Below are 24,928 nucleotides of genomic sequence, written 5' to 3'. Positions count from 1 at the left end.
TTAAAGCTGCGAATTCCACAATTTAAAAAAATGCGCGACCGGTCCCTTGCCGTGACCCAGCCGGTACCGCGCCCCTTCTTCCAGTGCGCTGGAGATATATTCCTTGGCGTGACGCACGGCGTCGCCCAAAGACTCTCCCCGCGCCAGGCACGCCGCAATGGCCGATGAAAACGTGCACCCGGTGCCGTGAACGTTGTGCGTGCTCACGTGCTTGTGGTTCAACCATTGAATGGTTTCGTTTGCATCCGCGTCGAAAAGGAAACAGTCGTTATTGTCCGTCGTCACCGGCGGACCGCCCTTCACAACCACGGCTTTGGGACCCATCTGCACCAGTCGGCGCGCGGCCTGCTCCATATCGTCACCGGTGTCGATTCCAACCTCCAGCAACGTTTCGGCCTCCCTGAGGTTTGGTGTCAGTACCGTGGCCAGTGGGAGCAGTTCCGACTTCAACGCCGCGACCGCCTCTTCGCGGATCAGGCGGTCTCCGCTTTTGGCGAACATGACAGGGTCGAGCACCACATTTTTCACATTGAACTGTTTCAGCCCTTTAGCAACCTCATGAATGGTGTCGGGATTGTGCAGCATGCCGATCTTGACCGCGTCGGCGCCGATGTCCCCCAGCACCGCATCCAACTGCTGGCGCACGAACTCGGCGGGCACATCGTGAATGCCGGTGACGCCCTGCGTGTTCTGCGCCGTAAGCGCCGTGAGAACGGACATGCCGTAACAGCCGAGCGCCGAAAACGTTTTGAGGTCGGCCTGAATGCCCGCCCCGCCGCCGCTGTCCGACCCGGCGATGGTGAGCGCGCGAATGTATTGGGAAGAATCCGGTTTCATGATGTTAATCGAATATCCATTCAGAAAACGAGAGCGATGTTCTCGATAAACCGCACCACGCCCGTTCATGGGGTCCCTATTGTGCTCGAAAATGCCTGCCCGCGCAATCCATTTATGTCTTGAGTTTGCCCCATAAATATTTGATAATAAAACCCTTAACGGGTCATTGGGAAGCATGGACGCGCTTTGCGAAAGACTTCCCGGGCCTTCCCTCGTGACTTCAAACCTTCCTGTGCATGGATAAAAACGAAAAAGTCAGCCGGGCGGCAGGCACGGTGGGTGGTATGACCCTGGCTTCCCGGCTGTTCGGGTTTCTGCGTGACGTGGTCATCGGCTGGAGTTTCGGTGCGTCGGCCGCAGCGGATGCCTTCTTCGTCGCCTTTCGCATTCCCAACATTCAACGCCGAATACTGGGGGAAGGTGCGGTGAGCGCCGCCATGATTCCCGTTTACGGGGAGTACGTCAATACGCGGAGCAAAGAAGACACCCGGCGCTTTGCCTCCAACCTGTTTAACATTCAGACCGTGGTGCTGGTGCTGGTCACCCTCGGCATCATTGCCCTCGCCCCGTTTGTCATCACCATCTTCGCGCCGGGGTTCCTCGATGAACCCGGCAAGTTCGAGCTCACCGTTTCCCTCACCCGCTGGATGGGACCGTTTCTGATTTTCATCGGGCTCAGCGCATTCTGCATGGGCCTGCTCAACACGCACGGCAACTTCGCCCTGCCCGCCGTCGCGCCGGTGATCCTGAACATTGGCATGATCGTCGGGGCGCTGTTCATCTCGCCATACATGGAACAACCGATCATGGGCCTCGCGCTGGGCGTGCTCCTCGGTGCATTCCTGCAGTTGATGGTACAGTTGCCACGCACCTTCCAAAGCGGGCTGAAACTGTCGGCGGTGCTCGACTGGAAAGACCCCGGCATCATCAAGGTGGCCAAGCTGCTCGGACCCGCCATCATCGCGTTTGGTGTGTATGAAGTGAGCCTGTTGATCGAGACCCTGCTGGCGTCGCTGTTGCCGGGCGGTTCGATTTCTTACCTTTATTACGCCAACCGGCTGGTGCAGTTGCCGCTGGGCGTGTTCGGTGTGGCGCTCGGCATCGCCATCCTGCCGACCCTGACCGAACAGGCGTCGAAGCAGGAGTTCACCGAGCTGCGCGGTACGTTGAACTTCGGCATCCGCTGGATTCTGTTCATCACCATCCCCGCGACGGTGGGACTGGCGGTGCTCAGTTTTCCCATCATCCAGACCCTGTGGGAGCGCGGCGAGTTCATCCGCGCCACCACCGAAGGCACGCAGTATGCGCTGATCTTTTATGCCATCGGCCTGTGCGCTTTCTGCGGTATGAAAATCCTGGTCTCTGCCTTCTACTCGTTGCAGGACACGAAAACGCCGATGCGCATCGGCATCTACACCATGATTTTAAACGTAGGGCTGGCGGTGGCACTGATGGGTCCGTTGAAACACGGCGGCCTGGCACTGGCGACGTCGCTGTCCTCCATCGCCAACGCAGCGGTGCTGGTGTACCTGCTCAAAAAACGGCTGGGGCGGCTGGGCGGACGCAAGATCGTCGCCTCCATCCTGCGTTTCTCGTTCGCCTCGACGCTGATGGGCGTGGCCGTATATTACCTCAACGCCTGGCTGTTCGTGCCCACCGACAGCCTGATCGTGCGGCTGACTGTGCTGGTGGGTGAAGTGCTCTTCGGGGCGGCGCTCTATGCCGGTATCGCCTCGGCGATGAAAATCGAGGAATGGCATTTCCTGGTGAAGCTCGTCAAAACCCGAAAGGCGGCGAAAGCCAGGCCCGACACCCTGCCTGAAGATCTTCCCTGACACCTTGCCCTTGTATTGCCCGATTCTTTCCCTATAATGTGGCCTCCACGAAACCTAAAAAGGAGTTTACAATGCTGGCCTGCCTGGACCTGGAAGGGGTGCTGATCCCGGAAATCTGGATTGCGTTTGCCGAGAAAACCGGCATCGAGAAACTGCGCCTCACCACCCGCGACATCCCCGACTACGACGAGTTGATGCAGGGTCGCCTGAAAATCCTCGACGAAAACAACCTGAAGCTGGACGACATCCAGAGCGTGATCGGTACGTTGAAACCTCTGGACGGGGCTCAGGAGTTCCTGGACTGGCTGAAGTCCGAGTTCCAGGTGATCATCCTCTCCGATACCTTTTACCAGTTCGCCGGGCCCCTGATGGCTCAACTGGATTACCCCACCCTGTTCTGCCACGAGCTTGTGGTGGAGGACAATGGACGCATCGCCGATTACCGGCTGCGCCAGCCCGATGGCAAGACCAAGGCCGTAGCCGCGCTCAAAAACCTGAACTTCAAGGTCATCGCTTCCGGTGACTCGTACAATGACACGGGAATGTTGAAAGAAGCACACGCCGGGATTTTCTTCAAACCGCCGGAGAGCATCACTCACGAGTTTCCGCAGTTTCCAGTGACCCACACGTTTGAGGAATTGAAGAAGGCGTTCATTGAAACGCGTGCACGCCTCAATCAGGGGTGTTGATGCGGGTCACTCGACGCGGGCGGAAAGCAGGTCGGTGGAAATCCATCCTGATTTTCCGTTCAAATCCACTTTGCTCCAGTCGTCGTTCTTTTCCGTGACAACGATTTTCTCGCCTTTCGTCACCACGGTGATGACGCCGCTGTCGGTATTGGGCTGCTCGCGCACATTGGCGCGGTCCACGCGCACGTAGTGGATGATTTTGAGATCGGCATCCTGCGGCCGGTCCTCTGGGGCAACCACCTCTTCCCCGCCTTCGGGGATGTCGTCGTTCCAGGACACCCCGGCCTTGAGAGCGATGATACCGCCGAACACAAGCAGGATGAGGACAATGGCCACCACCGCTTTGGACAGAGGCAGGCCTCCTTCCGGTATCGCAGGCGGCGGCGTGGGCGGTTTGCAATTCGGGCAGAAAACTGCATTCGGCGGCAGGGGTTTCTGGCAGACCACGCAGTATTCGGTGATGTTCGCCTGGTTTTCTTCCATTGCTTTCAGCGACGGGTCTGGTTGCTCTCCAGCTTGTAGATTGCCGTGTACTTTTCCTGAAGGTAGGTAATGAACGGTTCCGGATTGAAGGATTCTCCCGTCACCTGCTTGAGCAGGGTGTCTGTATCGTAGAGCTTGCCCTTGGAGTGAATGTTGCGATTCAGCCAGTCCTTGATCACCCGAAAGTTGCCATTTCGGACATGGTCGCGAATATCCGGCACCTCACGTTCGAGCGCCCTGTAGAACTGGCAGGCCATCATCGCCCCCAGTGTATATGACGGGAAATAACCGAACGCCCCGCCGCTCCAGTGCACATCCTGAAGCACACCTTCACGGTCGGTGGGCGGACGTATGCCGAGGTACGCTTCCATCTTGTCGTTCCAGATCCCAGGCAGGTCCTTCACCGACATCGAGCCGTCGAAAAGTCCTCTTTCAATTTCATACCGCAGGATCACATGCATGGGATACGTCACCTCGTCGGCTTCGACGCGGATGAACGACGGCTGGCTCACATTGATGGCCTCGTACGCGGTATGCGGATCGACACCACGAAACGATTGCGGAAACGTTTCAGCCAGCAGGCCGCAGTAACGGTCGATGAACGCCTCCTGCTGGGCGATCATGCGCTCCCAGAAAAGGGATTGCGATTCGTGCACTCCGGTGGTCAATGCTTCAGACACCGGCAGGGCCTTCTGGTCCTGCATGCGGCCCTGCTCGTAAAGCGCATGACCCGTTTCATGAACCGCGGCGTAGAGCGATTCGATGAAATTGTCCTCACGGTAGCGGGTGGTGATTCGCACGTCCGTGCAGTCGCCGCCGCCACAGAATGGGTGGACAGAGACATCGACCCGGCCATTGGCAAAATTGAAGCCCATGTCGCGGATCACCTGCTGGCCGAGTTCCTTCTGCTTTTCGACGGGAAATGTGCCCTGTAAAAACGATGTGTCCGGCTTGTAGGCACTGTCCTGGATCGCGGCAATGAGCGGTACCAGTTCCCCTTTGAGCCGTTCAAAAATGGGGTCGATGCGTTCCATGGTGAAACCCCGCTCGAACACATCGATGTTCACATCGTATGCCGGACTATGGGGGTCGATGCACTTCGCCCACTCCTTTTTAAGCTCAACCATTTTCTCGAGAAGTGGGGCGAATTCTTCAAATTTATTATTTTCACGGGCTTTTACCCAGACATGATGACCCCGGGATCCCAACTCTGCCAACTCCTGCACCAGTTGACGCGGGACTTTGACTTGCTGGTCGTATTCGCGACGGGTTTCGCGAAGATTGCAGAGCTCGATCTCGTTGAGACCCTCCTGCGGTGTGGCTTCCAGTTGCTCCAGCCATTCCCCGATTTCCGCTGAGGTGAATTTGTCGTGGGCGAGGCCCGCCAGTGTAGCGAGTTGCTGGGCACGGGAGTCCCCGCCTCCCGCAGGCATGATGACTTCCTGATCCCAGTGCAGGATGCCCATGACACTGTGGAGGTCATGAATTTCTTTCAAACGCGCTACTAATTGCCAGTAAACTTCCTGTGATGTCGCTGTCTTATTTTCTGCCATAGTTCGGCTACCCTACCACATTCAAAATATTTTATTAAATTTCTAATTTTAGAATTATAACAAGTCCTCCCTCTGAGACCGACTTGTGAATTCCCTTAAAGAAACCGGATTCTCCACCCACGCCTGTTCGAAATTATTGAAAGGATCGTGGGGCAATCATAAGTGGCTTCATACCACGCCGCCATTTCCTTTTGGTTAAGGACCCCTAAGAAGTGGAAGTATGTCCGAAGGATTCCCAGCCCCAAGCATAATTCCGACTGGCAGAAGCCCATTCAGTTCAGGGATAAACAGTCCGAGTATCCATTCGTAACAAAAGTATTTAATGTTACAAGTCTGATGGTCCCAGCGGCCCCACCGTACACCAATCCATGTTTATTTGAGACACCAGGACACCACTATAGGTTTAATTTAACAGGCCTTTTTCCGTTTTTGATAGAATTTGCCTTTCCGGTTAATTCGTTGACAATTCAATGAGTTAATCATAATATTGATAATAATTCTCATTTTAATTTTTTTAGATATGCGGACACTCCGGAATTGTGTCGAAACCCTTTTTCTCTCCTGATTAGATGAAAAAACGAACTTCGGACCACAAAAAGAATTTCTGCCTTCTTTCATGGACCCTTTATGGCCTGCTCCTTGCGGCTTTGATTTTTCCCACCACCGGGCTGGCGCAGGCGGACACCGCCGCGGTGCAATCCAAAATCAAAAAAGTCATCATGATGATGAACATCGTGGACAAGGAGTATACGGAAGGCATCGCCAATGGTCAGGTGATCAATGCCGCAGAGTACGAGGAGAGCAAGGTGTTCCTTGACCAGGCATTCGAGCGGTTTCAATCCGTTTCCGATAAGGCCGCTTCACCCCAGGGGGCGAAAGAAATTGTGACGCAATACCGTTCCCTTAAGCAGGACATCCAGGATAAGAAGGATCCGGCGCAGATTCGTTCCCAGGTACAGACGATCAACTCCGGACTGGTACGTGAGTTTGCAATTCAAATCAGCCAGACCCCTGCCGAACCGGTCGATCTGGCCCGCGGTCAGGAAATCTACATGAGCAACTGCCGCGTCTGTCACGGGGTGACGGGAAAAGGCGACGGACCGGTGGCACACCAGCTGGAACCCAGACCCGCCGTACTTGCGGATCCGGCCATCACTGGCGACCAGGAAACCGTTGCTTACGACAATTTTCAGATCATCAATGTCGGCATCGCCAATACCGCCATGGTGGGCTGGGCGGATCAACTTTCCGAACAGGACATCTGGAACGTCACCTACTTCATCCGCACCTTTTCCAACGACAACGTCAATCTGCCGCTGTTAGCCGCAGGCACCGGATCCGGTTCCACAGGAGGCTCCGATCAATATCTAAAAACGTTTGAATCGGTGGAGAAGCTGGTCGAGTCGAGCTGGAAAACGTTCAAGGAAGGCGATGCCAAGTTTGCCTCCGAACAGGCTTTCGACGCCTACATGACTTACGAAAAAATAGAAGGGGCGCTGGTCACCAAGGATAAGGAGCTGGGACTGCGACTGGAATCAGCGTTTGGACGTTTGCAGGCTGAAATGAAACGCAATGCTCCACGCGACCTTGTAGAAAACCTGGTGAAGGATATAAAGGCGGGGCTCGCCGAAGGCAAGGCGGAGATGACTCAGGACATCGGTTTCACCGGCCTGTTCATTCAGTCGTTTTCCATCATTGTGCGGGAAGGCTTTGAGGCCATCCTCATCATCGCCGCACTCATCACTTTCCTTGTGCGTTCGCGCAACCAGGACAAATTGAAAACCATTTATGTCGGGGTGGGCATCGGCATTGTCGGCAGCTTTATCACTTATTACATTCTGCAGGAAATCCTGAAAATCAGCATGGCCAGCCAGGAGCTTCTGGAGGGCTGGATCATGCTCATTGCCGTGGTGGTTCTGTTTTACGTCAGTTACTGGCTGATCTCGAAAATCGAAACTGCCAAATGGCAAAAATACATCACCCATAAAATGCAGGACGCCGTGAGCACCGGCAGCGCCTGGACGCTGGGGGTGGTGGCGTTCCTCTCCGTGTACCGCGAAGGTTTTGAAACAGTCCTGTTCTACAAAGCCCTGTATATGTACGCCGGGGAAACCACGGGGGGCATCGTTCCGGGGTTTCTTGCCGGATGTGCGGTTCTGGCGGTGGTGTTTTTCTTGATCAACAAACTGGGGGTGCGCGTGCCAATCAAGTGGTTCTTCGGCGTGACCAGCGTATTCCTGTATTTCATGGCCTTCGTGTTCATGGGCAAGGGACTGCATGAATTACAGATGGGCGGACAGCTTTCAGCCACCCCGGCGGAGTTTGCGCCGGAAATCTCCGTTCTCGGCATGTATCCCACATGGGAGACCTTCATCGGTCAGATGATCCTGCTCCTCGCTTTCGTCGGTGCGATCGTGTACACCTTCATCATCAAGCAGGAGAAGGCCGCCCGCGAACTGAAAACCAGCACCAACCAATTGCAGAAAAACATCACCAGCGTGCACGATCTGGTCGAGCACATCTCCCATCATGCCAAACGGTGCGAGATTTTCCTGAAAGACACGCGGGACCAGGATTTGAAGGAACTTTCCCAGCATCTCAAGGAGATCGATGAAAAAGTCCATGAATTGTTCGACCAGGTAAAATACTTTGAGAATCAGTTGCAGGACGAATACGACCGGATTTCCCAGCCCATCGGTGCCAAGGAGAAGGGACTGCATTGAGATTTCAGTCATTCAAAACCTCGCGTAATTTCCATAAGTGGACGGGGTTCGTCTGCGCCATTTTTTTTCTGATGCTGGCTGTGAGCGGCATCCTGCTAATGCATCGCGACAGCCTGGAACTGGACAAGATCGAAATCCAGGCCAGGTACCTGCCCGACAAATATTTCAAAATGATCGGCGAAGGGTTTGCCCTGCAAACGCTGGCCCTGAACCCTAAAAACCCTTCCATCATGTTCGTCGGCACGCAAAACGGATTGTTCCGTTCCAGGGACCGCGGAGGCAGTTGGGCGCAACTGCACGAAGGCATGCGCAATCAGAATGTGAGAGCCATCGCCATTCATCCCATCATGCCGCAGCTTGTTTTTGCCGCCACCGAGCGGGGCATTTACGTATCCGAAACCGGCGGGGATTTCTGGGGCGGGTGGATTGAAGAATCGTCCGGGCTGCGCAACATCGACGTGCGTGACCTGAAATTCGACCCCAACGATCCCGAAGTGCTTTACGCAGCCACCGCAGACGGCGTTTACAAATCCGATGACGAAGGGGACATGTGGCAGGCATCCTTCAAGCCTGAGAAGAAAGACGGCAGGGAGAGCGTGCGGTTCATTCACTTCTCGTCGAAGGGAAAAACGATTTACATCGGCACCGATTCCGGCATCTTCCGAAGTCAGGACAACGGGGAAACCTGGACACGGCAATGGGACACCGCCCTGCCCTCTCGTTTGAAATCGCTGGTCTCGCTGGACACCGAGCCGGAATTCCTTTACGCCGGGTTCGAAACCGGGCTGTACAAATCCTTCAACCACGGGATTCACTGGATTCATGACAGCAACCTGAATACCGCCTTCGTGCATGGTTTGTTTGTGAACCCCCGGCAGACCACGGTGTTGTATGCTGCCACGCGGGAAAGCCTGTACCGCTCCGCCGATGGAGGCGACCACTGGCAGGTCCAGTCGATTGACGGCGACGATGAAATCGGTCTCGACTTCATCAGCATACAGTTTCCATCGGATATGAAAACACCGATGATGCTGGCGGCAAGCCGCACGCAGGTGCTGTTGTCTCTGGACGGGGGCAAAAACTGGAAAAGCACCGGCCTCGCTGAAATTCTGAGTGAAAAAACGGGCACGCACCTCACCATGGACCTGGTGAAGCTGCTCACCGAAATTCACACCGGGCGTTTCTTTGGCGATCTGGTTTTTGTCCTGGTGGATGTGTCCACGGTGGGTTTGATCCTTCTCATTTTTTCGGGCATCTCACTTTCCCTTTACCGGAGGAGGGTATCGAAATCGAAAAAACTGAAGGAACGGTTGAAGGAGGAAGCGCAGGAGGTGCCGGTGGATGCGATCCTCGACATTCAGGAGACCGCGGACGACCTTTCCCAGGAAAGCCACCAGATACACGACATGATCGAGCACATCAACTCCCACCTGGCCAAGTGCCGAACCATCTACATGTCCCGGGAAAAAAAGGAAATCGAGAAGATCGGTCAACACATCGTCGCCATCGACAAAAAGATGCACCACCTGATGGAACGCATTGAGGAAATTGACAAGCTGTCCCAGAGCTGATGTGGGCGGGGAAACCGGGCGGCCTCAGTGGATGAAGTTCTTGTCGCGGTTGGGGTCGCTCAGGTAACTCAGGTCTCGATGCAGGTCCATTTTCTTGAATTCGTCCCAGTTGTCCCGGAAAAGATTGAACCCGACAAAGTCCAGCGCCTGCATGAGTTCGAGATCATGGATCTTGCGCTCACCCGCCTCGGCCTGCGCCTCCCGGATCACCTCTTCCAAGCCCTCACAGATTTTTGCAAACAGCTCTTCGTCTTCCCAGTTCGAAGCATGCTTTAAAAAATCAAAGCTCATGGGTGTCCTCCAATAACGGGTGAATTCAGTTACCTGAATCAATTTTATTCAAAAATGCAGTCACTTCAAACAAAATTTCTTTCAAATCGTTCTCGATCGCCGCATGGTCATTTTCGACCATTCTTTTCGTTGAAAAAACCGAGGCTCCCACGGCCACCGCAGTGGCTCCATTTTCGAAAAATTGACTGACATTGGATGCGCGAACGCCCCCCACCGCCATCAGTTGAATGTCATCGAACGGCCCTGTGATCTCGCGAAAATACTGGGGGCCCACGATCGAGGAGGGAAATACCTTGACCATGAAGGCACCGGACTCCCGGGCAGACTGAATTTCCGTGGGGGTGAATGCGCCGGGAAAGTGCGGGATTTCCTGCTCCCGGCAAAAACGGGCCACATCGGCAGAAGCGGTTGGGCTGACCAGGAACCGCGCCCCGGCAGAGAGGGCGGTCTCGGCTTCAGGTTGAGTGAGCACCGTGCCTGCCCCCAGGCACAAACGATCCGAAAACCCCTGATCGGCCAGTTTGATAAGCGATACAGCACCGGGCGTGTTCAGGGTGATTTCAATGAATTCGACTCCTGAACGGACCACCGCTTCCAACACACCGGGAAGCTGGCTTTCCGTGATTCCCCGAATGATTCCCAACACCGGTTTTCGGGCAAACCGCTCCGGATCAAACACCTTGCCGGGCATGGTTCACACGTTGGATTCGTTGATCAGCTTTTCGTAAAACTCGAGAAAATCGTCCCGTTTGTCGGAATTCAACAGCGCCATGGCAAAGCGCGGATGCACGTCCAGCACACCGGTAATCATATAAGGGATGTAGTAGCCCCATTCGATCTGCTGGCTGATTTTGACGAAATCGGAACCGATGACTTCGAGGATGGGTCGAAGATCGAATTTCGGGTTTTTGAGGAAGCCCAGCAACAACTCCAGCGGACAGTTGCCGGCGGCCCGGCCGATGCCGTAAATCGTTCCATCAAGATAATTGACGTTGTTGATGATGGCCTCAATGGTGTTGGCGAACGCCAGTTGCTGGTTGTTGTGGGCGTGGATACCGATTTCCTTGCTCGGACAGAGACTTTTATATTTTTTGGCAAGGTAGGCGATCTGCTCGGAATACAGCGCACCGAAACTGTCCACCAGATAAATCACGCGGGTGGAGCATTCTTTTTCCAACTGTTCCAGGGCCTCATCCAGTTCACGTTCGCGGGCGTGGGATACGGCCATGATGTTGATTGTCGTTTCGTATCCCTTGCCTTCCAGGTGATTGACCAGATCGATGGCCTTGTCGATGTCCTTGACGTAGCTCGCCACCCGCATCATATCGAGGTAGCTTTCCCCCTTGGGAACGATGGATTCGGGGTCGACACGACCGATGTCCACCATGGCGGAAAGTTTGGCTTTCTTTTCAATGCCATCAACGACGGCCTCCAGGTCCTTTTCCGTACAGAATTTCATGGGACCGTATTCGTTGCGGTTGAACTGGTTTTCATCGGCTTTGTAACCCAGTTCGATATAATCCACCCCTGCTTCGTTGGCGGCCTGGTACACCTTGCGAACCAGTTCGTTGCTGAATTGATGATTGTTCATCAATCCGCCATCACGAATGGTGCAATCGAGAACTTTAATTTCAGGACGATACATGCCAGACTCACTCCGGTAACAAAATCAGACCAGTGGGTCCGATGAATTGATAGTTGGTTTAAAACTAATTGAATTTGCAGATTATATTTTTCTACCCCGGTCCAGTCAATCAGATTATCCAAAAAGTTGGGGAGAACCCGGTATTTTTGATTTTTCTTGAACATGCGGTCTAAATACCTGTTTAATAGAGGGCCTCGGGCCAGACAACGGCCCTGAACGAATAACTTCTTAAAATTCAGGGGGATAATATGAATTACTGGCTGGTCAAGCAGGAACCTTCCGCTTACAGCTGGGAGCAGTTTGTCAAAGATGGCGGGACCTTCTGGGACGGAGTGCGCAATTACCAGGCCCGGAACAATTTGCAGGCCATGAAAAAAGGCGACCTGGTCCTCTTCTACCACAGTGTTGTGGGGAAGGAAATCATGGGTATCGCCAAAGTGACCAAAGAAGCCTACCCAGACCCCACTTCGGACGATTCCAACTGGGTTGTGGTGGATCTCAAGCCGGCCAAAGCATTCAACAAACCCGTCACACTGGAGGAAATCAAAGCCAGTTCAAAATTAAAAGACATCGCACTCATCAAACAATCCCGGCTCTCGGTAATGCCTCTCAAAGAGGTGGAATTCAAAACCCTTCTTAAAATGGGTGACACCCCTTATTCCGGCGCTTGATCCGTCCTCTGTTCCCCTAAGTAAAAAGGGCGTTGACTTGCGGGGTGGGCTGGGATTTAATTACTTACATTCTGGAGCTTTGTCCACCGCAGTCCGGGCAAGATGAAGAGGTGCCTGCCATCAAACCGGGGTCTCAATACATGCTCCACACCTTTTTAAAATCCGCCACCCTCGTGGTTTGCCTGACATTGCTCCTTCCGGCTGAAGGCAGCACTGTGGAGGACAAGGTCGCCGCCTGCCTCTCACACGTCACGCCCCTTCAGAAAAAAAAGGAGTTTGTCATCGACCTCGGGGGGATGTGGTCCCTTTTCGAGCGGTCTCCCGATTTGAGAATGGAATCCAGCCAGGCGGTACAGTTGGAATCCAAGATCAACGAATTGATCTTTATCAGCAATTACCTCTGCCAGACACTGGACGGGGTGCCGCCCAACGACCTGGCTAAATACGTCACCAGCAACATCGAGGAAAAAGGCAAGAATGAATTCCGGAAAGAACTCCGGGTCCTCGGTATCAGCCAGGGAGAAATCGACGAATGGTTTGCATTTGCGGATTTCTCCAATAAACATCTGAGCCGGAAACTCATTTTGAAATCCGTAAAAGAATCCATCCACCGTGCAGGGGATTATCTGCTTCGATACAAGGAGCTCGCCATCCAAATCGACCAGGCCCCGCGCAAAGATCATTTGCAACAGGCCGCCAGGTTGAAGCATGAGATCGACAAACTGGAAATCGATGACGCCAACCTCTCCCTCGGGTTGTGGGAGATCCACCAGGTGCCGCGATGGGATATTGACGGCAGCGTCGGCGGTTCCTGAACCTCGCATACACAAATCAAATCCGAACCAATCGAAACCAAAGGAGAGCCATGGGAAACTATCTCGTTGTAGGTGGAACCGGTGTCATGGGACAGGCCGCTATCGAAGCAGTGCGGGAAACACAAGGCAAGGACGCCCGCATCATAGCAAACTGGTTTGGAAAGGAAGACACCGGAATTCAGATCGAAGGTGCCGATGAAACGGTGTTTGGAGATATCACCGACCCCCAGTGCCGTCAAAAACTGAAGGAGCTGGGAGGGGGAAGATACGAATACCTTTTTTATGCCACTGCATTGGGAGCCGTTGGTTTCGCCATCCGTGAAACCACACCGGAGCAGATTAAGGAGTCCAACCGTGTTTCTTTCGATCCCATGGTGGCTCTCGAGCAGGAAATGGACATCGGCACCGTGGTGAGCTACTCCACTTTTTACACCACCCGGCACCAACTCGGGAGTTACGGGGCCATGGGGTATTCCAAGGAAGCGCTGGAGAAATGGACGTTCGAGCCGGGCAAATCCAAACGCGCCTGCATCCGGGCCGGGCTGTTCGAATCATCCTCTTCCCGTGGCATCAAATTGCTGTTACGGAAAACCGCAAAGGACCTGAGCAAGCTGAGAGACCCCCTGATCCGTGGATACTTCGAGGGCGTGAGCACCAAGGATGGCGTGGATAATTACCTGAATGGAATCATGCAGGAAGAAAAAGAGTTGTTCGGCGACAGCCCCACCCGGCCGGAGAATCTGAAAGCGGCCCACCTTGAATTGTTCAAGGCTTCTCCACCGGTATTCGTGAATGTATGCGGGGCCAAAATCTGGCTCACTCACGAGCCTCTGCTGTTGCAGAAACACATGTAAAAAGAAAAACCCGCGCCTTGGCGCGGGCCTTTCCTTTCATATCCAGTCTTGGATGAGACGCGGGGAGCGGGCCCTCAAACAGCCCGGAGAGAAATCCCTCCCCTATTTTTTTTTCGGAACATACCACCCGGTGCGCATGTAGGAGTCGTTCATCTTGACATGTTCATCAAGGCTTTCCACATCCTTGGACCGGGTTTCGGGCTCGTGTTCCTTATCGAATTTTTTGAGAACGCTTTCCCTGGTTTTGTCAGACAAAAGCGTCGCCCGTTTGGTCCGCACCCGTCCGGATTTGCGTTTGCGGATTTCTTTAAGCCTTTTTGCCTCGTCACGCGACATTCCGCCTATAACCATTTATCTTCAAAGCCTCTAAAGGAATTAAGAGTGTGTTAGACTAAAGCCTTATGCACAATATTTTACCAGAAACCCATGCCTGTCGATAACTTAAAAGAACTCCTGGAAAATCCGGAAACACCGCCGGAACACCTGCTCGCAACAGTCAACGAGATTGACCATTTCGAGATTGCGCGGCTGTTGCACCAGTTGACGGATGAAGAAAAAGTCAAAATTTTTCAACTACTTGACGATGACATCAAAAAGCAGGAGGTGCTTTACGAAACGGATACGGAAAGCCGCGGTATTTTAATTGAGGAATTGGGTCACGAAAACATGGCGCAGTTCCTGGAGGCCATGCCGAAGGACGAGGCAGTCGATATTCTCCAAGAGGCGGGACCCGAGGTCCAGGAAAAAATCCTGGAGCAGATGGTACCCGACGAGGCCCAGACTCTCAAAAACCTGCTCAGCTATAAAGAAGAAACCGCCGGTGGCCTGATGAGCCCCAATTTCAACCAGGTCCTTCCCCACGAACTTGCGGGTGACATTCTGATGAATTTCCTGCGTCACAACAAACAGGAGTACGGCACCAACTTTTACGTGGTGAATGATTCCCGCGAATTGATGGGGACGTTCACCCTGCGGGACCTTCTGAACGCGCCTCCCAAAGCCATGGCCACCGACATCGTCTGGGAACACACGCCTCACGTGAACCTCGATGACTCCTGCGAAATGGTCGCCAACGAGATGGATCATGAACACATCAGCACCATCCCCGTAGTGGATGAGCAAAACGTCCTGCACGGTATCATTAGCTTTGACGACGTATTGCGCGGCCTTAAGAATATGGCAAGCGAAGACATCTACACCATGGTTGGCGCCTCGGCCAAAGTCGATGCGTTTGCGCAGACCACCCGATCCAAACTTGCGGCCCGGGCCCCCTGGCTGCTGACCACTTTTGTCGGCGGCATGGTGAGCGCCTACATCCTGAAGGTGTTCGAGTTCACGCTGAACGAATTTTCAATGGTCCTGTTTTTTATTCCGTTTGTGCTGGGGCTGGCGGGGAATGTGGGGCTGCAGGGGGCAACGGTGATCGTCCGGGGACTGGCTACGGGTGATATCCAGGACGACAACCTGAAAAGCGTTATTCGCAGTGAAGTGAAAGTCGGAATGTGCCACGGGCTGATTTTCGGGATGGTATGTGGCTTGATCATAATGACCATTGCCAAAACCTTCCTTGACTCCAACCCCATGCTCGGGCTCACCGTGGGCCTGGGAATCGTATTGGCGGTTTCCATGGCCGCCTTCATCGGATCGTTGACGCCATGGGTTTTTAAAAAGCTGGATATCGACCCCGCTATCAGCACCGGACCGGTAGTGACCACAATCAACGATATCGCCGGGCTGTTCATCTATCTCATGACCACTTCCCTGCTCTTTTCTCTGATTTAAACCGGTTCCGGGCTAATTCTATTCGCCCTCTTCTTCCTCGATTTCAATGATTGGGGTGTCTACTTCCACGTACTCCCCTTCACCTACATAAATTTCTTTAATGGTTCCGGTATATTCAGATATCAGGGTAAAATAACCCTCGGCGACGATTTCCGCTACAGGCATTCCCTTCTTGATGGTATCGCCAATGCCCACCAGGAATTCATCAACTTTGCCTGAAGTCATCGTTGGATACATAGCGGCCATGGTGATGTAAGCCATTTCGGTCCTCCTGTTGTATCATGCACGCATCGATTTATTAATGGGAGCAATGCAAGTATAATGAATGCAGATTCAAACCAAGCAAACGGGATATGGATAAAATCAAACTGAAAGTGGGAGACCACCTGTACGAACCGCTGTCGCGTAATAACGGTGAAGTCCGAGAGATCATAAGCCATCCGGACGGCAAGCTGGTACGCGTCCGTTGGCGGGTCGACGACTTCCCTCCCCACGACACAGAGCACTTTCACAAGAAACTGCTTAGAAGCATCCGCAACGGGGAAATCCAGTACCGGTCTGTGGAAAACCCCTGACCTGCCAAATCTGCGTTAGAAGTTCCCTACTGACGGTAAACCGTGTGCGAAGGGCGGCCTGCCAGAATATTTTCCTTCCCCCAGTTGACCACACCGGCAAACTTGTCACTGTTCAGAAATGCATTGTAGGCATCTTCGGAATTCCAGTCGGAGACGATCAGGTACTGTTGGGGATCGTTTACATCCTTATATAAAGACGTCTTGGTGTGCCCATCCATTTCAGCCATTACCTTGAGGACATTATTGAATGCATTTTCAAATGTTTCTTCTTTGCCGTTGATCACTTTGTAATTCATGCCAACCGTTACCATATCATCCCCCAAAAGTTTTAAGATCGGTAAAAAACAAATCTAATTTCAAGAATTCACGAGGCCCGCACAATACTCAACATCCGGGCCTGGTCCTTTAAATACACATCCCTCAACGGAAGCATCTTTTATGCCCCATTTTCTTTGAATTCAGGGTTCAGGTGCTCCAGTGCATTACGCGCAGCGGCCTGCTCCGCTTCTTTTTTACTCCGTCCGGTTCCCCGTCCCTGTTCTTCACCATTGGTCCGCACAACCACCTCGAACTGCTTTTCGTGGTCCGGTCCGGTTTCTTTAACCACTTTATAAAACGGGATGCAGTTGAGGGTATTCTGCGAGAAGTGCTGGAGTTCGCTTTTGAAGTCCCGGAAACGGCTCGTTTTGGCGTATTGGGCGATTTCTTTTTTTAACCTGGGAAGGAATACGTCATAAGCAGATTCCAGGTTACTGTCGAAATAGACGGCCCCCGCCACGGCCTCAAACGCATTTGCCAGAATAGAATTTTTATCCCGCCCCCCGGTGAGATCTTCTCCCCGGCCGAGTAGCAGATAATCCCCCAGACCGATATCCCGTGCCAGGCCTGCAAGGCAGGCTTCGTTGACCACCGCCGCACGTATCTTGGAAAGCAGACCTTCTGAAAAATCCTGGAAAGTTTTCACCATGTAATGGCTGACCACGACATCCAGAACGGAGTCCCCCATGAACTCAAACCGCTCATTGTTCTTAATGGCTTCGGATTTTTCGTTGACGTAGGATTTGTGGGTGAGGGCTTTGTTTAAGAGCAGGATATCCTTAAAAGTGTACCCCAGATTTTTCTGGAGTTGTGCCAGCTCATCGATTCGTTCCTTCGACAGCATGAGGCTTACCGTGTTTCATCAGTCCGTCGGTTGTTTGAAAATCACCACACCGTTGGTTCCGCCGAAGCCGAAGGAGTTTGAAAGAGCCGCCCGGACTTTGGTTTCCCGAGCGGTGTTGGGAACATAATCGAGATCGCAATCCGGATCCGGCGTTGTGTAATTGATAGTGGGTGGAATGACACCATGGTGCATGGCCAGCACGCTGTAGATCGCTTCCACCCCGCCCGCAGCTCCAAGCAGATGCCCGGTCATGGATTTGGTGGAACTGACCTGCAATTTATACGCGTGGTCCTTGAATACCGATTTGATCGCGGTCGTTTCGGTGAAATCCGCTCCCGTGGAGGTACCGTGAGCATTGATGTAATCCACCTCTTCCGGATTCATCTTTGCATCCTCCAATGCCAATTCCATGCATTTGGCGGCACCTTCTCCATCTTTCGAAGGCGCGGTCATATGATATGCATCGCTGTTGAGGGCGTATCCGGCAACTTCGGCATAAATTCGGGCACCGCGTTTCTTTGCGGATTCCATTTCTTCAAGAATTAACACACCACATCCTTCACCCATGACAAAACCGTCGCGGTCCTTATCGAACGGACGGCTCGCTCCCTGGGGGTCATCATTTCGTGTGGACAGCGCCTTGGCCGCAGCGAACCCGCCGATGGCGAGGGGGGTGACGACCGATTCCGAACCGCCTGCGATCATGGCGTCGACCACCCCGTCGCGAATCATCTTGAACGCGTCGCCAATGGCATGCGTTCCGCTGGCGCAGGCCGTCACCACACAGGTATTGGGTCCCTTTGTGCCAAAGATGATGGAAATCTGACCCGATGCCATATTGGGAATGAGCATCGGAATAAAGAACGGCGTGATTTTTCGAACTCCCTTGTTCTGATAGACCTCGTGGTATTTTTCGATGGCTGGAAGACCGCCCAGACCGACGCCGATCAACGTGCCGACACGGTCCGCGTTGGCTTCGGTGATTTCGAGGCCGGAGTCTTTAAGCGCAAACCGGCAGCAGGCGACCGCATAATGGATAAACGTATCCATCTTTTTAATCTCTTTGGGTTCAATGTGGTCCGCAGGATCGAAACCCTCCACCTCTCCGGCAATGCGCACCGGGAAATCCTGGGCGTTGAACCGGGTGATGTAGTCGATGCCGGATTTCCCCCGACAGACCGCATCCCAGTTGGCATCAACGCCGATTCCCAGCGGAGACAGCATTCCAAGGCCTGTAACAACAACACGACGGGTCATATCAAAAGGGAGTTAGTTGGTGTGGTTGTTGATATAATCGATGGCATTTTGTACCGTGGCGATTTTCTCGGCTTCCTCATCCGGGATTTCAATGTCGAACGCTTCCTCGAACGCCATAACCAGTTCCACCGTATCCAGTGAGTCCGCACCGAGGTCATCGATAAAAGATGCGGAGCTATTAACCTGATTTTCATCCACATTCAGTTGTTCTACGATAATTTCCTTTACCTTTTGTTCTACTGACATATTTTGAGACTCCTCAAAGATGTTACATTAACATCCCACCATTAACATTGATGACCTGACCGGTAATATAACGAGCCCGGTCGGATACAAGGAACGCAACACTGTCCGCAATATCCTGCGGCTGGCCGAGACGCGCCATGGGGATCTGCCCGATCAACTGCTCGCGCACATCTTCTTTCAACTGGCGTGTCATATCGGTATCGATGAAACCCGGCGCAATGGCATTGACGCGGATACCCCGGCTCGCCACTTCGCGGGCAGTGGTTTTGGTCAACCCGATCAGGCCGGCTTTGGATGCGGAATAATTGGCCTGTCCCAGATTACCCATCACCCCGACGATGGACGCGACATTGACAATCGCCCCGTCCTTTTGTTTGATCATTTGTTTGACTGCCTGCTGAGTGCAGAGGAAAGAGCCCTTGAGGTTGATGGAAAGAACCAGATCCCAGTCCTCCTCTTTCATGCGCATCAACAACCCATCGCGGGTGATCCCGGCGTTGTTGACCAAAATATCCAACAGTTTAAATTCTTTGGAGATAGAGTCAAAAACTTTTTGAACCTCTTCAGCGGAAGCCACATTGAGCCCTGCGGCGGAAGCGGATCCACCGTTTTTGCAGATAGTTTCGGCGGCCTGTTCGGCACCGTCCTTGTTGACATCCGCCAGCACCACATGGGCCCCCATATTGGCAAGCATCTCACCGACCACCTGACCGATTCCGCGCGCGCCACCGGTGACCAGCGCCACCTTGTCTTTGAGTTCCATATCCATTCCGTTTGAAAGTTATTTCAATTCGGCCACGGTTTTGGCCAGCGACTCCTCATCACCCACCTGGTAACAGCGGATGTCCTTGCTGAACCGCTTCATGAGACCGGAAAGGACCTTACCCGATCCCAGCTCCACCACCGCTTCGACTCCCTGGTCGATCATGCACTGCATGATCTCGGTCCAGCGGACTGGGGAACAGACCTGCTTGAACAGAAGTTCCCGGGCCTTGTCACCCGAATTATTTGGAGCCGCTTCCACGTTGGTTATCACCGGAATGCTTGCATCCTTGAATTCAACTTTTTCCATCTCCGCTTTCAGGCGCATTGCCGCGGGTTCCATCAACTTGCAGTGAAAAGGCGCACTGACGGGCAGGATCACGACTTTTTTCGCACCCTGTTCGCGCGCCTTCTCCGAGACGGCCTCCACCGGTTCCTTATGACCGGCAATGACGATTTGCTCCGGACTGTTGAGGTTTGCAGGTTGAACGATGGCATCCTCTGAGGACGCTGAAAGGCAGAGTTGCTGGACCTGTTCGGCGGACAACCCGATAATCGCCGCCATGGCGCCGACGCCTACAGGAACCGCTTCCTGCATGAAGCGCCCACGTTGGCGGACGAGATGCACGGCATCTCCAAAACGGAGAGTACCGGCACACACCAGGGCAGAAAATTCACCCAGACTGTGGCCAGCCGCCAGCACGGAATTAATACCATGATCGCGGAGCCGTTTCAAGGCAATTATACTGTGGATTAAAAGCGCAGGCTGTGTATTTTCAGTGAGTTTCAGTTTATCTTCGGGACCCTCAAAACATACCTGGCTGATGGAATCACCCAGGATTTCATCGGCTTCCTCAAACATCCGGCGGCATTCGGGATCCGAATCATAAAAATTTTTCCCCATGCCAACAAACTGGGAGCCCTGCCCCGGAAACAAGAACGCGGTCTTTACCATTTGATCACCACCGATCCCCACGTCAACCCGGCTCCCAGGACCGTGAGCAGAGTGACACTGCCCACAGGTGTGAATCCGGCTTCCCGTGCCTCATGCAGGGCGATCGGAATGGAAGCGGAACCCGTGTTGCCGTATTTGTGAATATTTACGAAGACTTTTTCCAAAGGCGCTTCAAGCTTGTCCGCTACAGCTTCTATGATCCGCTGGTTGGCCTGGTGCGGAACGACAAGTGCAACGTCTTCGTTGGACAGGCCGTTGTGGGCAAGGGCCTCCCGCGAAACTTCACTCATTCGCTTGACCGCAACCTTGAAAGTGGATTGCCCGGACATTTTCAGGCAATAGAGCTTGTCGTCGATACCCTGATAGGTAAACGAAGTTTTACCAATGCCCCCTGGAACGATCAACAAGTCCGACTGCGTGCCGTCGGAATAAATATGAGAGGACAGGATACCGCAGGGTTCGGGCTTTTCAGTTCGGCGGAGAATGGCGGCACCTGCGCCGTCACCGAACAACACGCAGGTGGTGCGGTCGGTCCAGTCCATGACCCGCGAATTGACTTCCGTTCCGATGACGAGGATATTTTCATAGCGTCCGCTTTTGATGTACTGCTCGGCAATGGAAAGTCCGAAAACGAAACCGGAACAGACTGCGGCAATATCGTAGGCTGCGGCTTTTTTCGCGCCGAGTTCTTTCTGCACGAAGCAGGCAGTGGCGGGGTAAATGACATCCGGCGTCGAGGTGCAGACGATGATCATATCGAGATCGCCCGCCTCCATTCCGGCATTCTTCAGTGCCATCATTGAGGCGGCGATGCCCATGGTGGAGGCGGATTCGTCCTTCCTGGCGATGCGCCTCTCCACGATACCGGTGCGGGTGCGAATCCATTCGTCGGAGGTGTCTAAATTCTTTTCGAGATCGAAGTTGGTGACGACATTGTCCGGAACGTACATTCCCGTCCCGACTAACTCTGCATTAAAGGGTGATCGTGCTTTCATAGATAGGAGAAAAAGGTTGGGCGCAGCGGTTACGGCTTGTCCGGTTCTTCCGTAGGGGTTTCATCCGTGGTTTCAGGTTCCAGTTCTTCCTCGGATTCTTCCAGCTCGGCTTTGGGTGGCGTGGGTGTCTTGCTGGGAACGCCCCCGTTTTCGTCGTGTCCCGCCACAATTTCCTTGATGTGCTGCCAGAATGAACCTTTGCTGTCCAGATTGTATTCGATGTCTTCGCGAATATGCTGGTTGACTTTCTTTTCTACAAATTCGTGAGCGCGGAGGATCGCATTTTTTACCGCCTTGGCATTGGAGCTGCCGTGCGCGATGATGACCACGCCGTTGACCCCGAGCAGGGGCGCTCCGCCCGCTTCCGAATAGTCCACCGATTTTTTGAATTCGCGCAAACGGCCTTTCAACATCAGGTAGCCCATCTTGGGCACGATGCCGCTGGTGAACAGGGTTTTCAGGTTGGTTCCAATCATTTCCGCCAGGCTTTCGCTGATCTTGAGCGCCACATTTCCGGTAAAGCCGTCACAGACGATGACATCTGCGTTTCCACGATACACTTCCTTTGCCTCGACGTTGCCGATGAAACGGATGTGGGATTTCGAAAGCCATCGAAAAGCTTCCTTGGTGACTTCGTTGCCCTTACCGTCTTCCTCGCCGATGCTGAGCAGACCCACCCCGGGCTCATCCAGGCCCAGAATATACTTGGCGTAAACATGGCCCATAATGCCAAACTGGAAAAGCTGGTTGGATTTGCAGTCGACGTTCGCTCCAGCATCCAGAAGAATGGCTGATCCCTGCAACGTGGGAAGCTGGATGGCAATAGCGGGCCGGTCCACACCCTTGAGGGGCCGAAGAATGATGGTGGAATACGCGAGGACCGCTCCGGTGTTGCCGGCACTGATGAAGGCTTCGCCCTCTCCTTCCTTGACCAGGTCCAGGCCGACCTTCATGGAGGACTTTTTTTTGGTCCGCAAGGCCTTGCTGGGGCTGTCGTGCATTTCCACCACCTCGTCGGCGTGGTGCACTTCGATGGGCAGGTCTTTAGCGTCTTCGTATTTGTCCAGTTCTTCCTGGATCGCGTCAGACAGGCCAACGAGGATGACGGGAAACCCGAATTCGCGGGTGGCCAGAACGGCTCCCTCCACCACCGCTTGCGGGGCAAAGTCTCCTCCCATGGCATCTACGACGATTTTCATCTCAGGTCTGCACTCCTCCGGTCCTTCAAACGGCCCTCAACGTGGTGACCAGACTGATTGGGGCAGGAAGGGAACGCTCTTCAGGCATTCCTCGAACTTGGTATGGAACGGTATCCGATGAAACCCTGCATAGTGGAAAGCAAATGCTTTCCCGTACGCGATTAAAGGGCTTCGACTTCGATCACTTCTTTATCTTTGTAGTATCCGCAGTGAGGACACACGTGGTGGGGACGCTTGAACTCGTGACATTGCGGGCATTCTCCGAACCCCGTAACCGTCAGGGAGTCGTGCGACCGGCGCATGCCTTTGCGGGATTTGGATGTTCGTTTCTTGGGTACGGGCATGATGGCTCCTGATTATTTCAACTTTTCTTTTAATTGTTTCAATACGGCCAGACGGGGGTCGATGTCTTCATCCCCTTCGCACCGGCACGATTCCCGGTTCAGGGACGCACCGCATTTCGGGCAGATCCCCCTGCAATCGTCCCGGCACAATTGGACCATGGGAAGACTCAACATAATCTGATCGTAAACCGGTTGAGTCAAGTCAATTTTCTGATCCGTATAATATTCGAGTTCGATATCCGAATCGACCAGCTCCTGCTCCGCTTCCAGACTGTCCGGATCCGGTGCCGGAATGAACGTGGCATGGATCGGGGTTTCGACATCGAACCGGAACGATTCCAGACAACGCGAGCAGGTCATGGACATGACCGTTTTCACCAGACCTGCCAGGTAAACGTCGCGGTTGGAACGGATCAGGTTGCCGGTCACCTGCACCGCTTCCTTCAATGCACCCGTTTCCGGGTCGACAGCGAATTGGTCCGCCGGTTCCGTCAGGTTCAAATCCAGAGGCTCGTCCTCCGGAATGTCATCAATATCAATGATCAGACTCATGACTGTCCCGTAATGTGCGGTCTGATTGGGTATGGAACCTGAGTGGGCGGGCAGGTAAATGTTTCAAAATCTTAGCTTTAAAGGGGTAGTCCGTCAAGCAAAATTTCCGCTCCGCGAACTCAGGCCCGTGGATGGTGCCGGTCCAGTATGTCGCGCATCCTCTCCTGAAGAATATGGGTGTAAATTTGCGTGGTCGCAATATCCGAATGACCCAGCATTTGCTGAACCGAGCGCAAATCCGCTCCCCGCTCCAAAAGATGCGTGGCAAATGCATGACGCAGGGTATGTGGAGAAACCGGCACCGTCACCCCAGCCTGCATGGCGTACTGCTTGATCAGCTTCCAGAACCCCTGGCGAGTCATCCCGTCACCCAGCCGGGTCAAAAACAGAAAATTCGAGCTTTTATTTTTCAAATATTTAGGGCGAACTTCCTGAATATACAGATTAACCAGCCGACGCGCCGCTTCGCCCATCGGGATCACCCTTTCCTTATCACCCTTGCCGAACGACCGCAGGTAGCCCACCTCCAGGTTCAGGTTCGCGGTTTGGAGCGTCACCAGTTCCGAGACGCGGAGCCCCGTCGCGTACAGCAATTCCAGCATGGCGCGGTCACGGATGCCTCGCGGCGTCGCAGGGTCAGGGGCCTCCAGCAGGGCCTCGACATCCGCCAGGGACAGAATTCCCGGCAGTTTGCGCCACAGGCGGGGGGACTCCAGAATATCCACCGGGTTGCTTTCCACCAGGTTCTCCCTCACAAGGAACCGGTAAAACGCTTTGATGGAAGACAGGGCCCGGGCAATGGACCGGCTGGCCAGCCCCTTGTTTTGAAGCGTTAAAAAGTATTCTCGAACCTGCGAAGTGGTGATACAATGTAGAGTCTCGCCGGAGAAGGCGTCCAGAAACGAAGCAATGTCCCGCCGGTAGGCCGCCACCGTATGCGGCGAATGCCGCTTCTCGACAGTCAGGTACTCGACAAACTGTTTCAGGCTGGAATCCATGGAGCAACAGGCCAGGTTGTTTTAAATCAATAAGATAGGCTATAATACCATATAATTAAACAATAATCGAAGCCTTCCAGGGCCTCCCCTGCCCTCCCGGATTCGATATATACCGACATTACCTACTTTTACCG

The 24,928-nt window shown here is 53.6% G+C and carries 28 protein-coding genes; 9 read left to right on the top strand and 19 right to left on the bottom strand.

What is annotated here, in order from left to right; translation table 11 throughout:
- Positions 1 to 837 carry a bifunctional hydroxymethylpyrimidine kinase/phosphomethylpyrimidine kinase gene (thiD, locus tag ACTRW9_RS07970; RefSeq protein ID WP_442428931.1) on the bottom strand — a complete coding sequence of 279 codons (837 nt, stop codon included), beginning with the start codon at positions 835 to 837 and terminating at the stop codon, positions 1 to 3.
- A gap of 236 nt (positions 838 to 1,073) precedes the next feature.
- On the opposite strand from thiD, the gene murJ reads away from it, so the two are divergent.
- Both murJ and thrH read left to right on the top strand, forming a co-directional pair.
- Complete coding sequence (gene murJ / locus ACTRW9_RS07965; protein ID WP_442428930.1) at positions 1,074 to 2,672, top strand: murein biosynthesis integral membrane protein MurJ; 1,599 nt, start codon at positions 1,074 to 1,076, stop codon at positions 2,670 to 2,672.
- A gap of 71 nt (positions 2,673 to 2,743) precedes the next feature.
- Positions 2,744 to 3,361 (top strand): bifunctional phosphoserine phosphatase/homoserine phosphotransferase ThrH, encoded by a 618-nt coding sequence (gene thrH / locus ACTRW9_RS07960; RefSeq protein ID WP_442428929.1) that lies wholly within the window; start codon positions 2,744 to 2,746, stop codon positions 3,359 to 3,361.
- 6 nt (positions 3,362 to 3,367) lie between these two features.
- Here thrH and ACTRW9_RS07955 read toward each other — a convergent pair whose 3' ends face one another.
- Together ACTRW9_RS07955 and ACTRW9_RS07950 are read right to left on the bottom strand one after the other, a co-directional pair.
- Positions 3,368 to 3,844, bottom strand: coding sequence for an SH3 domain-containing protein (locus ACTRW9_RS07955; RefSeq protein ID WP_442428928.1), 477 nt, complete (start codon positions 3,842 to 3,844; stop codon positions 3,368 to 3,370).
- A 5-nt stretch (positions 3,845 to 3,849) separates the two neighbouring features.
- Complete coding sequence (locus ACTRW9_RS07950) at positions 3,850 to 5,397, bottom strand: carboxypeptidase M32 (RefSeq protein ID WP_442428927.1); 1,548 nt, start codon at positions 5,395 to 5,397, stop codon at positions 3,850 to 3,852.
- A gap of 569 nt (positions 5,398 to 5,966) precedes the next feature.
- On the opposite strand from ACTRW9_RS07950, the gene ACTRW9_RS07945 reads away from it, so the two are divergent.
- Together ACTRW9_RS07945 and ACTRW9_RS07940 are read left to right on the top strand one after the other, a co-directional pair.
- Positions 5,967 to 8,120, top strand: a complete 2,154-nt coding sequence (locus ACTRW9_RS07945) for an FTR1 family protein (protein ID WP_442428926.1) — start codon at positions 5,967 to 5,969, stop codon at positions 8,118 to 8,120.
- A complete protein-coding gene (locus ACTRW9_RS07940; protein WP_442428925.1) occupies positions 8,117 to 9,691 on the top strand; it encodes a YCF48-related protein in 1,575 nt (524 codons plus the stop codon). The genes ACTRW9_RS07945 and ACTRW9_RS07940 overlap by 4 nt, the downstream gene beginning before the upstream one ends.
- Before the next feature lie 24 nt (positions 9,692 to 9,715).
- Here ACTRW9_RS07940 and ACTRW9_RS07935 read toward each other — a convergent pair whose 3' ends face one another.
- From ACTRW9_RS07935 to ACTRW9_RS07925, 3 genes are read right to left on the bottom strand one after another with little or no spacing between them, the layout of a single operon-like run.
- Entirely contained in the window at positions 9,716 to 9,982 is a 267-nt protein-coding gene (locus tag ACTRW9_RS07935; RefSeq protein ID WP_442428924.1) for a hypothetical protein, read from the bottom strand.
- Positions 9,983 to 10,007: 25 nt separating this feature from the next.
- The gene (locus ACTRW9_RS07930; protein WP_442428923.1) at positions 10,008 to 10,673 is read right to left on the bottom strand and encodes a bifunctional 4-hydroxy-2-oxoglutarate aldolase/2-dehydro-3-deoxy-phosphogluconate aldolase; all 666 of its coding nucleotides are present in this window, start codon (positions 10,671 to 10,673) and stop codon (positions 10,008 to 10,010) included.
- 3 nt (positions 10,674 to 10,676) lie between these two features.
- Entirely contained in the window at positions 10,677 to 11,627 is a 951-nt protein-coding gene (locus tag ACTRW9_RS07925) for an aldolase catalytic domain-containing protein (RefSeq protein ID WP_442425567.1), read from the bottom strand.
- Positions 11,628 to 11,875: 248 nt separating this feature from the next.
- On the opposite strand from ACTRW9_RS07925, the gene ACTRW9_RS07920 reads away from it, so the two are divergent.
- The 3 genes from ACTRW9_RS07920 (at position 11,876) to ACTRW9_RS07910 (ending at position 13,967) form a co-directional block, all read left to right on the top strand.
- Positions 11,876 to 12,298 carry an EVE domain-containing protein gene (locus ACTRW9_RS07920; protein WP_442425568.1) on the top strand — a complete coding sequence of 141 codons (423 nt, stop codon included), beginning with the start codon at positions 11,876 to 11,878 and terminating at the stop codon, positions 12,296 to 12,298.
- Positions 12,299 to 12,408: 110 nt separating this feature from the next.
- Positions 12,409 to 13,113, top strand: a complete 705-nt coding sequence (locus ACTRW9_RS07915; protein ID WP_442428922.1) for a hypothetical protein — start codon at positions 12,409 to 12,411, stop codon at positions 13,111 to 13,113.
- 86 nt (positions 13,114 to 13,199) lie between these two features.
- Positions 13,200 to 13,967 (top strand): hypothetical protein, encoded by a 768-nt coding sequence (locus ACTRW9_RS07910; protein WP_442428921.1) that lies wholly within the window; start codon positions 13,200 to 13,202, stop codon positions 13,965 to 13,967.
- A gap of 102 nt (positions 13,968 to 14,069) precedes the next feature.
- On the opposite strand, the gene ACTRW9_RS07905 is transcribed toward ACTRW9_RS07910, so the two are convergent.
- Positions 14,070 to 14,318, bottom strand: coding sequence for a hypothetical protein (locus tag ACTRW9_RS07905; RefSeq protein ID WP_442425571.1), 249 nt, complete (start codon positions 14,316 to 14,318; stop codon positions 14,070 to 14,072).
- 75 nt (positions 14,319 to 14,393) lie between these two features.
- Between ACTRW9_RS07905 and mgtE the strand changes: the two genes are divergently transcribed.
- A complete protein-coding gene (mgtE, locus tag ACTRW9_RS07900) occupies positions 14,394 to 15,749 on the top strand; it encodes a magnesium transporter (protein WP_442428920.1) in 1,356 nt (451 codons plus the stop codon).
- An 18-nt stretch (positions 15,750 to 15,767) separates the two neighbouring features.
- On the opposite strand, the gene ACTRW9_RS07895 is transcribed toward mgtE, so the two are convergent.
- Complete coding sequence (locus ACTRW9_RS07895; RefSeq protein WP_442428919.1) at positions 15,768 to 16,010, bottom strand: biotin/lipoyl-containing protein; 243 nt, start codon at positions 16,008 to 16,010, stop codon at positions 15,768 to 15,770.
- Positions 16,011 to 16,102: 92 nt separating this feature from the next.
- Here ACTRW9_RS07895 and ACTRW9_RS07890 point away from each other — a divergent pair, with 92 nt between their 5' ends.
- The gene (locus tag ACTRW9_RS07890) at positions 16,103 to 16,324 is read left to right on the top strand and encodes a hypothetical protein (protein ID WP_442425573.1); all 222 of its coding nucleotides are present in this window, start codon (positions 16,103 to 16,105) and stop codon (positions 16,322 to 16,324) included.
- A 26-nt stretch (positions 16,325 to 16,350) separates the two neighbouring features.
- Here ACTRW9_RS07890 and ACTRW9_RS07885 read toward each other — a convergent pair whose 3' ends face one another.
- From ACTRW9_RS07885 to xerD, 11 genes are all read right to left on the bottom strand, one after another.
- Complete coding sequence (locus ACTRW9_RS07885; RefSeq protein WP_442425574.1) at positions 16,351 to 16,635, bottom strand: antibiotic biosynthesis monooxygenase family protein; 285 nt, start codon at positions 16,633 to 16,635, stop codon at positions 16,351 to 16,353.
- A gap of 125 nt (positions 16,636 to 16,760) precedes the next feature.
- Complete coding sequence (gene rnc, locus ACTRW9_RS07880; protein ID WP_442428918.1) at positions 16,761 to 17,486, bottom strand: ribonuclease III; 726 nt, start codon at positions 17,484 to 17,486, stop codon at positions 16,761 to 16,763.
- 18 nt (positions 17,487 to 17,504) lie between these two features.
- The gene (gene fabF / locus ACTRW9_RS07875; RefSeq protein WP_442425576.1) at positions 17,505 to 18,743 is read right to left on the bottom strand and encodes a beta-ketoacyl-ACP synthase II; all 1,239 of its coding nucleotides are present in this window, start codon (positions 18,741 to 18,743) and stop codon (positions 17,505 to 17,507) included.
- Between the two features lie 12 nt (positions 18,744 to 18,755).
- Positions 18,756 to 18,989, bottom strand: coding sequence for an acyl carrier protein (gene acpP, locus ACTRW9_RS07870; RefSeq protein ID WP_442425577.1), 234 nt, complete (start codon positions 18,987 to 18,989; stop codon positions 18,756 to 18,758).
- 22 nt (positions 18,990 to 19,011) lie between these two features.
- The gene (fabG, locus tag ACTRW9_RS07865; RefSeq protein ID WP_442425578.1) at positions 19,012 to 19,752 is read right to left on the bottom strand and encodes a 3-oxoacyl-[acyl-carrier-protein] reductase; all 741 of its coding nucleotides are present in this window, start codon (positions 19,750 to 19,752) and stop codon (positions 19,012 to 19,014) included.
- A gap of 18 nt (positions 19,753 to 19,770) precedes the next feature.
- Entirely contained in the window at positions 19,771 to 20,706 is a 936-nt protein-coding gene (fabD, locus tag ACTRW9_RS07860; protein WP_442428917.1) for an ACP S-malonyltransferase, read from the bottom strand.
- On the bottom strand, positions 20,700 to 21,656 hold the full coding sequence (locus ACTRW9_RS07855; RefSeq protein WP_442425580.1) for a beta-ketoacyl-ACP synthase III: 957 nt from the start codon (positions 21,654 to 21,656) through the stop codon (positions 20,700 to 20,702). The genes fabD and ACTRW9_RS07855 overlap by 7 nt, the downstream gene beginning before the upstream one ends.
- A 74-nt stretch (positions 21,657 to 21,730) precedes the next feature.
- Positions 21,731 to 22,900: a phosphate acyltransferase PlsX gene (plsX, locus tag ACTRW9_RS07850; protein ID WP_442425581.1), complete on the bottom strand. Its 1,170-nt coding sequence runs from the start codon at positions 22,898 to 22,900 to the stop codon at positions 21,731 to 21,733.
- A 161-nt stretch (positions 22,901 to 23,061) separates the two neighbouring features.
- On the bottom strand, positions 23,062 to 23,244 hold the full coding sequence (gene rpmF / locus ACTRW9_RS07845) for a 50S ribosomal protein L32 (protein WP_005010573.1): 183 nt from the start codon (positions 23,242 to 23,244) through the stop codon (positions 23,062 to 23,064).
- Between the two features lie 12 nt (positions 23,245 to 23,256).
- The gene (locus ACTRW9_RS07840) at positions 23,257 to 23,796 is read right to left on the bottom strand and encodes a YceD family protein (protein ID WP_442428916.1); all 540 of its coding nucleotides are present in this window, start codon (positions 23,794 to 23,796) and stop codon (positions 23,257 to 23,259) included.
- A 119-nt stretch (positions 23,797 to 23,915) separates the two neighbouring features.
- On the bottom strand, positions 23,916 to 24,794 hold the full coding sequence (gene xerD / locus ACTRW9_RS07835) for a site-specific tyrosine recombinase XerD (protein WP_442428915.1): 879 nt from the start codon (positions 24,792 to 24,794) through the stop codon (positions 23,916 to 23,918).
- Between the last annotated feature and the right edge of the window lie 134 nt (positions 24,795 to 24,928).

Origin of the sequence: Nitrospina sp. 32_T5, assembly GCF_052156635.1 — a bacterium.
Lineage (GTDB): Bacteria > Nitrospinota > Nitrospinia > Nitrospinales > Nitrospinaceae > Nitrospina.
The sequence above is the reverse complement of the archived record's forward strand: the minus strand, read 5'-3'. Positions and strand labels throughout refer to the sequence as shown.